The organism is Labrenzia sp. 011, from assembly GCF_003075075.1.
Taxonomy (GTDB): domain Bacteria; phylum Pseudomonadota; class Alphaproteobacteria; order Rhizobiales; family Stappiaceae; genus Roseibium.
Window position 1 is genome coordinate 234,934 of sequence record NZ_QCYM01000004.1, and the last position, 13,410, is coordinate 248,343.

Genomic DNA, 13,410 nt, shown 5'->3' on the forward strand with positions numbered 1-13,410 from the left:
ATGAAACCAGAATCCGCACCGCCGTTCCGGCATTCACCCTATGACGGATCAAGCCAGCCCTTCACGGTCGGTCTGAAACCGCTCGACGAGGAGGCTTTTCTGGAGCCGGACCCGTTGCTTGGCGCATATCTGGACGAGAAGGACCGGTTGTTTGCCGCGGACCTGGAGACGGTATTCCGGGCCGAGGACGGCACGGAGGCGGCCCAGGCGGAAGTGCTGGATCTCGTCACCGGAAACCTGGAGCGGTTCCACGGCGGAACGCACCGCTGCGGTTCCGATGCGGTGGAGATCCCGGCTGCGGGGCGGATCGTGCGGTTGTCGGAAGGACCTGCCCTTCTCACCGCCTCGCGGCTCGTTCAGGAAGACCTCATCATCATGCGGCCCGGCTGCGACGGCTATCGTCTGGCGGCGGCCTCCCTGTGTTTTCCGTCGTCCTGGTCGCTTGGCGAGAAATTCGGCCAGTCCATGACCGGAATTCACGAGAATGTGCCCGGGTTCAACGGTGAACGCATGGGCAAGACCGTGGCGCGGCTGTTCGAGAACCTGAAGCCGGGCCAGCTTATCGGCAGGTTCAACTGGTCGGTCTACCCGGACGGGGACCTGCATCATCCGCGTCCCAAGCAGATCCGCCCCGAAATTTCCGGTGAGGCGCTCGCCCGGCTGTTTCTGCGGGTGGAGCGCCAGACCCTGCGGCGGCTGCCCGGAAGCGGCGATATCCTGTTCACGATCAAGATCCATCACGACCCGCTCGCCGCGCTGGAGGCTCACGAGGATCGGGCCAGGCTCGCTGCAGGCCTCAGGCAGCAGCTTCTCGAACTGGATGCGGACCAGCTCGCCTACAAGGGGCTGACCGCCACCCGCGATGCGCTCGCGGAGGCTCTCGAAGGACTTTCGGTCGCAGCGCAATAGCACGGGCGGGACTGGATATTGTCGGGCCTCCGCATATGTAGACGATGACACCATGCCTCGAAAATGGAGCCCGTAACCGCATGCCGCAGTCCAAAGACCGGGAAAGCAACCGGTTCAGCGCCCGCATGGGCCGCTATGCCAGGGTCGGCACGAACATGGGCGGAATCGCCGCCAAGGTTGCCGGCGCGAGGCTGTTCGGCATGGAACTGGACAATGCGAAGAACGCGACGGAACTGGCGGCGGCGCTGGGTGGTCTCAAGGGGCCGCTGATGAAGGTCGCGCAGCTCCTGTCGACCATCCCCGACGTTCTGCCGCCGGAATATACGACGGAGCTGGCCAAGTTGCAGGCGAATGCTCCGCCCATGGGCTGGGCCTTCGTGAAGCGCCGGATGCGCGCGGAACTCGGGGCCGACTGGCAAAGCCGCTTCGAGGACTTCGGCCGGGAGCCGGCGGCGGCCGCCTCGCTCGGGCAGGTTCATCGCGCCGTCGGGCATGACGGCAGGATCCTGGCCTGCAAGCTGCAGTATCCGGACATGGCGTCCGCGGTGGAAGCGGATCTCAAGCAGCTGCAAATGCTGTTTTCCGTTCACCGGCGCATGAGCCCGGCCATTGACACGCGGGAGATCGCCAAGGAAATCAGCGCCCGGGTGCGCGAAGAACTCGATTATGTGCGCGAGGCGGCCCATATCGCCATGTACCAACGGATACTCGCCGACAGCAGCCGTATCCGTGTGCCGGAGGTGGTCGAACCGCTTTCGACCGGGCGGCTGCTCACCATGGGCTGGCTGGCCGGGAAACCGCTTCTGGACTTCAAGGAGCACAGCCAGGAGGAGCGCAATCTTCTCGCGGAGACCATGTTCCACGCCTGGTGGCATCCCTTCAGTCATTTCGGCGTCATTCACGGCGATCCGCACCTGGGCAACTATACGGTTTTCGAAACCGACGGGGCACCGGCGGGCATCAATCTTCTGGACTATGGCTGCATCCGTGTCTTTCCGGAAAGTTTTGTCGAAGGCGTGGTCGATCTCTATCGCGGCCTGCTGGAGGGCGACGACGCGCGCGTCGTGTCCGCCTATGAACGCTGGGGCTTCAGGAACCTCAAGAAGGAGGTGATCGAGGTTCTCAACATCTGGGCGCGCTTCATCTACGGCCCGCTTCTGACCGATCGTGTCCGCTCGGTCGCGGACGGCGTTTCGGCGGCCGAATACGGCCGCAAGGAAGCTTTCCGGGTTCACAGTGCGCTGAAGGAACTCGGTCCGGTCACTGTGCCGCAGGAATTCGTCTTCATGGACAGGGCGGCCATCGGCCTCGGGGGGGTGTTTCTTCACCTGCGGGCGGAAGTGAATTTCTTTCGCCTGTTCAACGAGCAGATCGAGGGTTTCGAAGCCGCGACGGTCCGCCGCCGGCAGGATGAGGTGCTCGCGGCGGCCGGGCTGCCGACGGCGGCGCACACGGCCTGATGCGGGGTCGTCGGTCAGGCGAAATCCGCGGCCGGGCGGGCCGCAGGCAAAAAGTCGCGCCCGCAAAGCGCGATTCTGCATGCGGGCACATTGCCCAAGGGGAAAACTTTATTGTATGAAGGCAGCCGAAGATCGCAAATCCTGGGGGACTTTATGTCTGACGATAACGCTCCGGCAATGGACTATGACGCTCACGAGCGGACTTATGAAGGGTTCATCCACTTCTCCAAGGTCGGCACTCTCTCCGTCCTGACCGTCATGGTGTGCCTGATCATGTTCAGTTTCGGTGGTACCGCCGCGGCTATTTTCGGCTGGCTGATGCTGATCGCCACCTTCGTTGCCGCCGCGGTCGGGCTCGCACTGGGTGCCTCCGGCTGGATCCCGCCTGCGGCGGTGTTCGTCCTGTCCGGCATTCTGGCGATCCTGACGGTCTGATCCGTCTGTTCCTGCAGTCCGCCTTGCGGAAAGGCGCGGTTCGTTCCGCGCCTTTTGTCTTGAGTGGCACAGGCTCTGGTATAAGCAGGGGTCATGAGCCCGTCCGCGCCCGTCTCCTTTGTTTACGATCCTCCGTCAGAGCCCTATCTGACTGTCATCCATGCGGATGACGAACTGCTCGTGGTGGACAAGCCGAGCGGGCTTCTGAGTGTTCCGGGCAAAGCCGCCGAACATTCCGACTGTCTTGAGTACAGGGCTCGGGAGGTCCATGGGCAGGCGCGCATCGTTCACCGGCTGGATATGGATACCTCCGGCGTGATGGTCCTGGCGATGAACCCGCGGGCGCATCGCCATCTCGGTCTCCAGTTCGAACGGCGCAAAACCGCCAAGACCTATGTCGCCGAGATTTGGGGCCATCCGGCCGCCGAGGAAGGCGAGATCGATCTGCCGCTGGTGTGCGACTGGCCGAACCGGCCGAAGCAGATGGTCAGTCACGAACATGGCCGCGCGGCGCTGACGCGCTGGAAGGTTCTGGACCGGCGCGAGCGCACGACACGCGTCAGACTGTTTCCCCATACGGGACGATCCCACCAGCTCCGGGTGCATATGCTTGCCCTGGGCCATCCGATCATCGGCGACAGATTTTATGCGCAGGGAGCGGCCCTGAGCGCCTGTACGCGGCTGGCCCTGCATGCGGAAAGCCTCGAACTGCATCATCCGGCGGACGGCGTGCGGGTCCTTTTTGAAAGCCCGTGCCCCTTCTGACCCGGAGCAGTCCGTGCGCAGGCGAAGGCGCTCGTGTTCGCCCGTCTGACATTCATCGATTTCAAGGCCCTTTGAGGGATCTTGCCGGGGTCAGCACATGAACTCGGGGTAAAGGTCCTGCATGCGCGGGCCGCAGATCCGGTTCACGACCTCGATCTCGTCATCCGTCAACTGCGCCGGCTCCTGATAGGACACGGCCGGTGTCATGTCGTTTGCGGAGTTCGGTTTCCAGGTGTTGATCTTCGTGTCGGCAACATCCGCCCTGATGCCTCGCAGGCCGGAAAAGGCCTCGATATCGCGGATGTTCCGGTCCAGATCGCCGGTCAGATCCTCATAGCGGACCACATGCAGCATCGCAGGCAGGTTGCGGAACCCGTTCTTCTTCAGAACGGCGACGACTTCGGTGTTTGCCTGCCATTCCTGACAGGCTTCGATCAGCTTTTGCCGGCTGGTCAGCCAGTTCTTCGACTTCTGGGATTTGATGACGTCAAAAACATTCCGGTAGATATAGATGCATCTGAGATCCGCGATCAGGTCCGCCATCTTCACCACTTGCGGGAACGCAAGCTTTGGAACCTTCGCCGCCCATACCTCTTTGCCGATCGCCTTGGTCGCTTCATCGTGATGCTGGCGGTAAAAGTGAACGGCGCCGGTCAGGGCGTGTCTGGCGAAATCTCCCGGCAGGTCCAGGCCGACCATCCAGTAGTCGACGTTCCCGGCGAGAATGTTTTCCCATTCGAACTTGTGTCTCGCCTCGTTGTTCTGGAGGTGCAGAAGCTCCCTGTGGGCGAAGTCACAGAGTTCGGTCAGGCGGCGTCCGGTGAACTCGCCATAGCAGATGCCGTTTTCCGAGCTGGTGATCAATCGCTGAAGAAGGGTCGTGCCTGAACGGGTGGTGGGAGAGGTGACGATGATGGGTCCGGAAGGCATAAGGGCTGGATCGCCTTTTCTATGTGGGTGTCGTGGCGCTTGTCGAGAATCGGAACTGTCGTCACGCTACCACATCCGGCAAAACCGGTCGAAACACGGCCAATCCTCCGCGATCTGCGGAGCGTCATTCCGGTATGTCGCCGCAAGGCGGGCAGGGCGAGGGCCGGGTCCGCAGCCGCCCCTTGCCGGTCAGCCGGGTCCCGGACCGTCCAGAACCAGGGTCGATTGTATGGGATGCCCGTCAGCGTCCGTTCAGCCAGTGACGGGTCTGTTCCAGGGGGGAGGGAGACTGGATGCCCTGATCTGCATCAGGGGGCGCTGCCGGTCAGGCGGTTTCAGCCCTGGCCGACGCGGCCGATGCCTTCACGGGCCAGCTTGTTGGAATTGTCCAGCGAAATGGCCTTGGTGTAATTCCGGCGTGCGTCCTTCTGCTTGCCGAGCATTTCCAGGGCAAGGCCGCGGTTCGCCCAGGCAATGGAGGAGTTCCGGTCAAGGTTGACGGCCATGGACAGATCGGAGAAGGCAGCGTTCGGGTCATTGACCGCGATATAGGCGATGCCGCGGGCGGTATAGGGCGCGGCAGCCTTAGGATTGAGGCCGATCGCGGTCGCGAAGTCCTCGATTGCCCGGTTGTTCTGGTTCTGCGCCTGATAGATCAGACCGCGATTGTAGAAGGCACGGGCGTCGCTGCTGTCGCGGGAAATCACGGAATTGAAATCCGCCAGGGCGGCGTTGAAATTGCCCTGCTGGCGGTAGATGTTGCCGCGCCCGACATAGGCAACGTCATAATCGGGTTTGATGTTGATCGCGCGGGTGTAATCGGCAATCGCCAGGTCGTTCTGGTTCAGCCGGCGGTAGACAAGTGCCCGGTTGGCATAGGTCTGGTAGGACTGGGGATCGAGCTGCAGCGCCCTGTTGAAGTCTTCCACCGCCTTGTCGAGCTTCCCGGCCTGACCATAGGCAATGCCGCGCGTGGAGTAGGCGTGGGCGTCCGAGGGATTGGCCTCGATCACTGCCGTCAGGGAGGCGATATTGGTGGAAGAGCCGGCAGAGGTGTTGATCGGTACGTCGTTATAGACGCCGCCGGCATTGCATGCCGCCAGAAGCGTCGCCAGACCGAACAATGTGGCAAAGGGCAGAAGTTTGCGCATGCGGCACATGTGATCTCTTATGGTCAAGGGACTGGACATGCCGTTCTTCTGCCTCCAATTGGGCGGGAATGTGGCTTCGCTTCCGGAGCTGCCCCTATCCGGGACTTCTCCACAAAACGCCAAAAAGCCGACCGTGACTCCGGTCGGCCTTACGGCAGTTCTGAATGATATCGGCGATCCATGCCGCCAGGCACACTCAAGCCGCTTAGCGGCGAGCGGCCGGCTTGCCCGGAAGCAGGCCTTCGCGCTGTGCCCGCTTGCGAGCCAGCTTGCGCGCGCGGCGAATTGCTTCAGCCTTTTCACGCGCCTTCTTCTCGGACGGCTTTTCAAAATGACCACGAAGTTTCATTTCACGGAAGATGCCTTCGCGCTGCATCTTTTTCTTGAGCGCCTTCAGCGCTTGATCGACATTGTTGTCGCGAACCAGAACCTGCACGCGTTTTTTCCCATTTTCGTTGCGCTGCGACCGATCCGCAGCCAGAATTGGACTTGGCCAGTATTGGACAATGATAGAAGCGAGGCCTTGCCAGCGGTTCCTGCAGCCGCCCGGAAAACACGCAGCCAACGTTTATCTCATTCACATGTGTATCGAGCAACATATGTGAACAGAAACCTGATCGCCGCTGACGCGTCGCTCACTTTGGGCGGGTTAATACCAGAGCAGACAAGCCGTGTCCACAGTCATTCGAAAAGAAAGGGCGCGCGGGAGGCGGGCGGCCCTTCATCGGACAGGTGCTTCCTGCACCGCTCCGCGACGGCAATTTAGTGGTTGGCACCGCCTTTCGGGAGGACTAGGGTCGGCTCCGGAAAACAGGGTGAGATGGTAGGCGCCGGTTGTCCGCCGGCAGCATTGCGGCTGCGGGAACACCGGAAGGCGCGTACCGTTGCATTCCCGTTTCATGAGGCCATACCCTAGAGGCGGTATCTCACCGTTCCTGACCCCTGACTGTTGGAGAAAAGAATGGCGCAGCTCGCGTCAACGGCCCCCGATTCGGACAAGGGCGCATCCCTCTGGCGGAGCGATATCCTGCCCACTCTGGCACTGGGACTGCCGCTGGCAGGCGCGCAGCTCGCGCAGATGGCGATCAACACCACGGATGTGCTGATGATCGGCCGGCTGGGCGCGGAAGAGCTGGCGGCCTCCGTGCTGGCGTTCAATTTCTACATGCTCACCTGGTTCTTCGGCATGGGGGTCCTGCAGGCGGTCATTCCGCTGGCGGCGCGTGCGCGCGGCCAGCGCAAGCCACGCGACCTTCGCCGCGCCGTGCGCATGGGGTTCTGGATCTCGGTGATCTTCTGCATCCCGGTCTGGAGCATTCTGTTCTTCACCGAAACCATTCTGCTGGCACTGGGGCAGGAAGCCGATCTGGCGGCGACCGCCGGCCTCTATATGCGCTTTCTGCAATGGACCATGCTGCCGGCGCTGCTGATCATGGCCGTGCGCGGCTTCCTGACGGTCATGGAGCGCACGCAGGTGGTGCTGTGGGCCACGATCGCCGGGGCGCTCGTCAACGCCATCCTGGACTACCTGCTGATATTCGGCGAATTCGGTTTTCCGCGGCTGGAGCTTGTGGGGGCGGGCATCGCGTCCGTGTTCAGCGCCTCGGTCACGTTCCTGTTTCTGCTCGTGTATGCCATCCGGCATCCGAAACTGCGGCGTTACCATATTCTCGGACGGATCTGGCGGTCGGACTGGCCGGTGTTCTTTCAGATCGTTCGTCTGGGAACCCCCATCGGACTGACGATCATCGCGGAGGGGGCCCTGTTCACGGCATCCTCCATCATGATCGGCTGGCTGGGAACCCTGCCGCTGGCCGGCCACGGTGTCGCGCTGCAGATCGCATCGGTCACCTTCATGGTGCCCGTGGGCTTCTCGGTGGCGGCGATGACCCGTGTCAGCCTGGCGGCGGGGCGCGGCGACCACGCGGGGGTCGGCCGGGCCGGTTGGACCGCGCTCGGGGTGACCATGGTCTGCATGGGCAGTTTCGCGGTCCTGTTCTGGAGCCTGCCGGAGACCCTTGTCGGCTTCTATCTCGATCTCGAGGATCCCGAAGCCCGGGAGGTGATGGCCTACGGAACGTCGTTCCTGCTGGTTGCCGCGCTTTTCCAGCTTGCCGACGGCGGCCAGATCATCGGAGTGAACAATCTGCGCGGGCTGGGCGATACCACCATCCCGCTGTTCTATGCGCTGTTCGGGTACTGGGTGGTGGGCATCAGCCTGTCGCTGGGTCTCGGATTTGCTGCGGGATGGGGCGGTGTCGGCGTCTGGTGCGGCCTGGCCGGGGGCCTTGCCTCGGTTGCCCTGCTGGCAAACCTGCGCTTCGCGCGCCGGGAGAAGCTGGGGCTGGTCACCGACTGACAGGCGGTATGCACCGGCTCTGCCGTCAGGCCGTCTTCGGGGAAATCCGGTTCACATGGCCCATCTTGCGGCCCGGGCGGGTTTCCGACTTGCCGTAAAGATGGAGCCGGGCGGTGGGATCCTCAAGCACGTCCTGCCATGCGTCGGCCTCGGAGCCGATGAGGTTTTCCATGACCGCATCCGAATGGCGTTCGCCGGAGCCCAGGGGCCAGCCGGCGACCGCACGGATATGCTGGTCGAACTGGGACGTCAGGCAGGCATCCTGCGTCCAGTGGCCGGAATTGTGAACGCGCGGAGCGATTTCGTTGACCAGAAGCCTTTCGCCGTCGCCGTCACGGACCAGAAACATTTCCACGCCCATCACGCCGACATAATCGAGGCTCGTGACGATGCGTTCGGCCGTGGCACGGGCAGAGGCCGCTGTTTGCGCGGAGACGCCGGCAGGAACCGTCGATGTCTTGAGAATATGGTTTTCGTGGTGGTTGCGGGCGATGTCATAGCTGGCGCAGGTGCCGTCCAGATCCCTTGCGACGATCACGGAGACCTCGCATTCGAAGGGGATCAGGTCTTCCAGCACGGCGGGGACCGCGCCGATTTTCTCAAAGGCGCCAGCGGCGTCCCCGGGGCTGCGGATCATCATCTGGCCCTTGCCGTCATAACCGAAGCGGCGGGTTTTCAGCACGCCTCTGCCGTCAAAGCGGGCCAGGGCTGTTTCGAGATCCGTCTGGGATCCGATTGGCGCAAATCCGGCGATCGCGACGCCGGCGCCGGACAGGAATTCCTTTTCGGACAGGCGGTCCTGGGAAACCTCAAGGGCACGCACGCCTGGCCGCACTGGCACTTTCGCATCGAGATGGGCGGCTGTCGGGCCGGGAACATTCTCGAATTCGTAGGTGACGACGGAAACGTCCGCGGCGAATCTGTCGAGGGCCTGGGTGTCGTCATAGGAGGCAATGGTGACGCCGGCACTGACGTCGAATGCCGGGCTGCCCGGGTCGGGGCAGAATATATGCACCTTGAGGCCGAGGCTGGCGGCGGATTGCGCCAGCATGCGGCCAAGCTGTCCGCCGCCGAGAATGCCGATCGTGTCGCCCGGGCTCAGCCGGTTTTTTGCGCTCATGGCTGAAATCCTGATTCTGCGCGAATATTCAAAGGGGCTCGTCGGAGGGAAATTCGGCCACGGCCGAGGTGCGTTCCGAGCGGAAGGCGTCCAGAGCAGCCTCGACATGGGGATCGTTGAGCGCAAGCACGGCGGCGGCGAGCAGGGCGGCGTTGGTCGCACCCGCCTTGCCGATCGCCAGCGTTCCGACCGGAATGCCGGCGGGCATCTGTACGATGGACAGAAGGCTGTCTTCCCCCGAAAGCGCCCGGCTTTCCACCGGTACCCCGAAGACCGGCAGCGGGGTCAGGGCGGCGACCATTCCCGGAAGATGGGCCGCGCCGCCGGCGCCGGCGATAATGAGCTTGAAGCCTTCGGCCTTCGCGCTTCTGGCAAAATCGTACATCCGGTCCGGCGTGCGGTGGGCGGAGACGATGCGGGCCTCGTAGGTCACCTTGAGCTGATCGAGCGTGTCGGCCGCGTGTTTCATTGTCGGCCAGTCAGATTGACTGCCCATGATGATTGCGACATCCGCTTTTGTCATTTCCTGCTCCAGTGTCCGGCGGCTCCAGGGCATTCCGCATCCGCTGGAACGCGCTCGGAATGTCCCGACATTTGCGAAACGATCGGCCTGCGGCCGGACGTCCGTTGATCTCGAAGAGCCGCGGAGTATAGGCAGGGAGCCGGTCATCGCAAGCCGCAATCCCCGCGGACCCGGTTGCGGGCAGGAGCGGGCGGACGAAACCAGGGTTTGCCCGCGCGGGTCTTCAGGCGATGATGTCGGGGAAAAGCTGGTCTTCCAGCGCGCTGATCCGGTCCTTGATCATCAGCTTTTTCTTTTTCAGCCTCTGAAGCTGCAAGGCGTCGAGATTGGCCGTTGTCGCCAGCGCTTCCACTGCAACGTCAAGATCCCTGTGCTCCTGACGAAGCTGCGCGAGCTCGGTCCGTAAAGCATTGTTGTCCAACTGCGCCATCTGCATCCCCCGAAAATGGGATCAGTTCCAGAGCATCTTCCCCGCGTCGGGCCGAATGCAGGAGAGATACCCCGGTACTCGTAAAGAGTGGTCACCTTTTCCGCTTTCGTATGATTCCACAAGCGGCAAGGCGATGTAGTCCATTTTTCGTTGTGCAGGCAAGATAGCATCTTTGCCGCCGCCAGCGGATTTTCGTCCGCCGTGCCGGTCAGCGACGATGGACCGCACTTATTTTCACCCTTGGGAAAACCTGTGAACCGGCAAAGTTACCATGGGGAAATTTCGTGAGTTTTGAACCGCTTATTTGCAGAGCGAATTTTAGAGTTTTCTAAGGATAGCAGCCGGAATGCGTTATTTGACGGCGAAACGATCAAGATATGCGGATTCCGCAATCGACAAGGCCGGATTCCCTATGGCACGATGATTCCGTTGAGCCAACAGACAGGAGGTTTTTCCATGTCAATGCAGTCACATCTCGCAGAACTTGAGCGCCGTCACGCGGAAATGGAACGCAAGATCGAAAATGCCAAGTTGCATCCGAGTACCGACTCCCTGGAATTGGCTGGAATGAAACGACAGAAACTGAAGATCAAGGACGAGATCGAGCGAATACGACAGGATGGTGTGACGCTTCACTAGAAGCGCTATCCAGAGGTTTCGAAAACGCCGCGGATCATCGCGGCGTTTTTTGTTTGCAAGTCGGGTCGCCGAGCGGGGGCGACGGTCGGTTCACAGCGCCCTGGCCCGTTCCCGGAGGGCGAATTTCTGGATCTTGCCGGTGGATGTTTTCGGCAGTTCGCAGAAGACAACCGTCTTGGGAGCCTTGAAGTTCGCCAGATGGTCCCGGCAGAAGGCGATCAGCTCTGCCTCGCCGGTCTCCGCTCCCTGCCGGACTTCGACAAAGGCGCATGGCGTTTCGCCCCATTTTTCGTCCGGCCGGGCCACAACGGCGGCGGCCTGCACATCCGGATGCTTGTAGAGCACCTCCTCCACCTCGATGGACGAAATATTCTCTCCGCCGGAAATGATGATGTCCTTGGACCGGTCCTTGAGCTGGATATAGCCGTCCGGGTGCATCACGCCGAGATCGCCGGAATGGAACCAGCCGCCGGCAAAGGCCTTTTCGGTGGCCTCCAGGTTCTTCAGATAGCCTTTCATGACCACATTGCCCCGGAACATGACCTCGCCGAGGGTCTGGCCGTCGGCGGGAACGGGTTCCATGGTCTCGGGATCGAGGACCGCCAGATCCTCCAGCGCGACATAGCGCACGCCCTGGCGGGCCTTCTTCCGGGCCTGCTCGTCCAGCGGCAGGGCGTCCCATTCCGTCTTCCAGTCGTTGACGACCGCGGGGCCGTAGACCTCGGTCAGGCCGTAGAGATGGGTGACGTTGAAGCCGGCGGTCTTCATGGCCGCCAGAACGCTTTCGGGCGGCGGCGCGGCGGCGGTGAAGAATTCGACCACCCGATCGAGCGCGCGCTTCTCCTCAGGGGCGGCGTTGAGCAGCGTCGACATGATGATCGGCGCGCCGCACAGATGGGTGACCTTTTCGTCGGCGATCAGATCCCACATGGCTTTCGGCCTGATCCAGCGCAGGCACACATGGGTGCCGGCCACGATCGAGAGGGACCAGGGAAAGCACCAGCCGTTGCAGTGAAACATCGGCAGGGTCCACAGATAGACCGGGTGCCCGGTCATGGCGGCGGTGATCACATTGGCCTGGGCGAGCAGATAGGCGCCGCGGTGATGGTAGACGACCCCCTTGGGATTGCCCGTCGTGCCGGACGTATAGTTGAGGGCGATGGCGTCCCATTCGTCCTCGGGCAGGGACCAGCGGTAGTCGGGATCCCCCGATTGCAGGAACGCCTCGTAGTCCAGCGTGCCGAGGCGTTCGCCATCCTGGGGGAACTCGGGATCGGAATAGTCGATCACGGCGGGACGGACCCTGGCGATCGACAGCGCTTCCCTGACGACCGGGGCGTATTCCCGGTCGGTGATCAGAACCTTGCAATCGGCATGGTCGATCTGAAAGGCGAGGACCGCCGCGTCCAGACGGGTGTTCAGCGAATGCAGCACCGCTCCCGTCATGGGGACGCCGTAGTGGGCTTCGAGCATCGGCGGCACGTTGGGAAGTATCACGCTGACCGTATCGTTCTTGCCCACACCAAGCCCGGCGAGGGCAGAGGCAAGCTGGCGTGTGCGGCGGTAAAAGCTGCGGTAGTCGGTGCGCTGGTTGCCGTGAACGATCGCGACCGTGTCCGGAAATACATCCGCTGCCCGCGCAAGGAAGCTGAGCGGGCTCAGTGCGGCATAGTTCGCGGTGGTCTTGTCGAGACCCCGGGTGAACGGGTTGAGACTGGCATCCATGATCTACCTCCCTGGATCCTTCTGGCGGAATCAAAACCGGAAACCGGACGGCACGCAATGCTTCTTTTGCAGAGTGCAGAGGTCTCAGGCGAAGAACGCCGAAATGCCGTCAAAGGTCAGTTTGGCGCCGATCACGGCCATGAAGACGTAGATGATGCCGTAGAAGGTTTCCGCCTTGACGATGCGCACAAGGCGCACACCGGCCAGGGTGGCGATCAGGGCGACCGGAAACAGGGCCGTGGAAGTCGCCAGATTGGTGGTGTCGAACTGTCCGAGCAGAAAGTAGGGAACCACCTTGATGGCATTCATGGAGGCGAAGAAGATGACGGCCGTGCCGGCGAAAAGCTGCGGCGACAGGCGCAGGGGCAGCATGTACATCTGGAACGGGGGGCCGCCCGTGTGGCTGATGAAACTGGTGAAACCGGCAACCCCGCCCCAGAAGGTGCCCTTGGGCATATTGTGGCCCGGTGCCGTGGTCTTCCCGCGGCGCACGAAGACATAGTCGGCGACGAAGGCGATGGAAATGATGCCGACCAGCAGGGTGACGAAGGCATCATTGACATAGGCGGCGGCGGCCCAGCCCGCGCCGATCCCCAGGATCGCGGCGGGCAGCATGATGGTCAGGCTTCTCCAGTCGGCGCGGCCCTTGTAGGCGAGGAGTGCAACCACATCCATGACAAGCAGGATCGGCAGCATGATGCCGGCGGCCTGAAGCGGCGAGACGACGAGAGCCATGACCGGAACGCCGAGCATGGCGAATGTTCCCCCGAAGCCGCCCTTTGAAAGGCCGACGAGAAACACGGCCGGAATGGCGGCTGCATAGAACCAGGGGTCTGAAATCGCGAACATGTGCTCGGTCGGTGGGATCATTGAAGGGACAGGCCCGGCAAACAAGCATGCCAGAGTGATTACGTAAAGTCCCGACCGCCGAATTGCTTATGGACGAAGGCTTGCAATTCCACCT

At 62.3% G+C, this 13,410-nt stretch carries 14 protein-coding genes; 6 read left to right on the forward strand and 8 right to left on the reverse strand.

The window, feature by feature from the left end:
* The 4 genes from DCO57_RS07240 (at nt 1) to DCO57_RS07255 (ending at nt 3,569) form a co-directional block, all read left to right on the forward strand.
* Nucleotides 1-909, forward strand: coding sequence for a DUF3445 domain-containing protein (locus tag DCO57_RS07240; RefSeq protein WP_116698191.1), 909 nt, complete (start codon nt 1-3; stop codon nt 907-909).
* Between the two features lie 80 nt (nt 910-989).
* A complete protein-coding gene (locus tag DCO57_RS07245; RefSeq protein WP_116698192.1) occupies nt 990-2,369 on the forward strand; it encodes an AarF/ABC1/UbiB kinase family protein in 1,380 nt (459 codons plus the stop codon).
* Between the two features lie 153 nt (nt 2,370-2,522).
* Entirely contained in the window at nt 2,523-2,804 is a 282-nt protein-coding gene (locus tag DCO57_RS07250; protein WP_116698193.1) for an aa3-type cytochrome c oxidase subunit IV, read from the forward strand.
* Between the two features lie 93 nt (nt 2,805-2,897).
* Nucleotides 2,898-3,569 (forward strand): pseudouridine synthase, encoded by a 672-nt coding sequence (locus DCO57_RS07255; protein ID WP_116698194.1) that lies wholly within the window; start codon nt 2,898-2,900, stop codon nt 3,567-3,569.
* Between the two features lie 90 nt (nt 3,570-3,659).
* Here the strand turns inward: DCO57_RS07255 and DCO57_RS07260 are convergent, their stop codons facing one another.
* The 3 genes from DCO57_RS07260 to rpsU form a co-directional block, all read right to left on the reverse strand.
* The gene (locus tag DCO57_RS07260; RefSeq protein WP_116698195.1) at nt 3,660-4,499 is read right to left on the reverse strand and encodes a sulfotransferase; all 840 of its coding nucleotides are present in this window, start codon (nt 4,497-4,499) and stop codon (nt 3,660-3,662) included.
* A 335-nt stretch (nt 4,500-4,834) separates the two neighbouring features.
* A complete protein-coding gene (locus DCO57_RS07265) occupies nt 4,835-5,650 on the reverse strand; it encodes a tetratricopeptide repeat protein (RefSeq protein ID WP_116698196.1) in 816 nt (271 codons plus the stop codon).
* 205 nt (nt 5,651-5,855) lie between these two features.
* On the reverse strand, nt 5,856-6,086 hold the full coding sequence (rpsU, locus tag DCO57_RS07270) for a 30S ribosomal protein S21 (RefSeq protein WP_068409696.1): 231 nt from the start codon (nt 6,084-6,086) through the stop codon (nt 5,856-5,858).
* Nucleotides 6,087-6,611: 525 nt separating this feature from the next.
* Between rpsU and DCO57_RS07275 the strand changes: the two genes are divergently transcribed.
* A complete protein-coding gene (locus tag DCO57_RS07275; protein WP_116698197.1) occupies nt 6,612-8,009 on the forward strand; it encodes an MATE family efflux transporter in 1,398 nt (465 codons plus the stop codon).
* A 25-nt stretch (nt 8,010-8,034) separates the two neighbouring features.
* Here the strand turns inward: DCO57_RS07275 and DCO57_RS07280 are convergent, their stop codons facing one another.
* From DCO57_RS07280 to DCO57_RS07290, 3 genes are all read right to left on the reverse strand, one after another.
* Nucleotides 8,035-9,129 carry a 5-(carboxyamino)imidazole ribonucleotide synthase gene (locus DCO57_RS07280; protein ID WP_116698198.1) on the reverse strand — a complete coding sequence of 365 codons (1,095 nt, stop codon included), beginning with the start codon at nt 9,127-9,129 and terminating at the stop codon, nt 8,035-8,037.
* 28 nt (nt 9,130-9,157) lie between these two features.
* Nucleotides 9,158-9,652: a 5-(carboxyamino)imidazole ribonucleotide mutase gene (purE, locus tag DCO57_RS07285; RefSeq protein WP_116698246.1), complete on the reverse strand. Its 495-nt coding sequence runs from the start codon at nt 9,650-9,652 to the stop codon at nt 9,158-9,160.
* A 223-nt stretch (nt 9,653-9,875) separates the two neighbouring features.
* Nucleotides 9,876-10,082 carry a DUF465 domain-containing protein gene (locus DCO57_RS07290; protein ID WP_116698247.1) on the reverse strand — a complete coding sequence of 69 codons (207 nt, stop codon included), beginning with the start codon at nt 10,080-10,082 and terminating at the stop codon, nt 9,876-9,878.
* Between the two features lie 456 nt (nt 10,083-10,538).
* Here DCO57_RS07290 and DCO57_RS07295 point away from each other — a divergent pair, with 456 nt between their 5' ends.
* Nucleotides 10,539-10,721 carry a DUF465 domain-containing protein gene (locus tag DCO57_RS07295; RefSeq protein ID WP_116698248.1) on the forward strand — a complete coding sequence of 61 codons (183 nt, stop codon included), beginning with the start codon at nt 10,539-10,541 and terminating at the stop codon, nt 10,719-10,721.
* A 90-nt stretch (nt 10,722-10,811) separates the two neighbouring features.
* Here the strand turns inward: DCO57_RS07295 and DCO57_RS07300 are convergent, their stop codons facing one another.
* Both DCO57_RS07300 and DCO57_RS07305 read right to left on the reverse strand, forming a co-directional pair.
* Nucleotides 10,812-12,446 (reverse strand): acyl-CoA synthetase, encoded by a 1,635-nt coding sequence (locus tag DCO57_RS07300; protein WP_116698199.1) that lies wholly within the window; start codon nt 12,444-12,446, stop codon nt 10,812-10,814.
* A gap of 84 nt (nt 12,447-12,530) precedes the next feature.
* Nucleotides 12,531-13,295: a sulfite exporter TauE/SafE family protein gene (locus DCO57_RS07305; RefSeq protein ID WP_116698200.1), complete on the reverse strand. Its 765-nt coding sequence runs from the start codon at nt 13,293-13,295 to the stop codon at nt 12,531-12,533.
* Between the last annotated feature and the right edge of the window lie 115 nt (nt 13,296-13,410).